The 265-nt window shown below is 61.9% G+C and carries 1 protein-coding gene; it reads right to left on the bottom strand.

The genetic code is table 11. The features are described 5' to 3' along the window. Window positions 1-204, bottom strand: a 204-nt coding sequence (locus FS507_RS16995) for a hypothetical protein (RefSeq protein WP_145943844.1), incomplete at its 3' end; no start/stop codon positions are given. Window positions 205-265: the final 61 nt, after the last annotated feature.

The raw sequence follows: 265 nt of genomic DNA, 5'->3' as shown, positions 1-265 counted from the left end.
ACCACCAATTTCCACCAAAATGAATCCCTCCTCCACCACATCTACCAGCACTTCAACCAACACCCCCACTCCCTTCATCCCCACTCCCCCCAACTCTTCAACAACCCCCCCCACACCCTTCACCACCCCTCCCCCACACCCTCCCTTCCCCACCCTCTTCCCCACGTCCACCCTCACCCCCACCACCCCCATTGATGGACTCACTCATCGTGCGCTCCCTCCTGCGCTGTCCACCACCCGCCACCTTCTTCACACCGGCACCCAC

It is taken from the genome of Corynebacterium glyciniphilum AJ 3170 (assembly GCF_007673095.1).
Taxonomy (GTDB): Bacteria; Actinomycetota; Actinomycetes; order Mycobacteriales; family Mycobacteriaceae; genus Corynebacterium.
The sequence above is the reverse complement of the archived record's forward strand: the minus strand, read 5'-3'. Positions and strand labels throughout refer to the sequence as shown.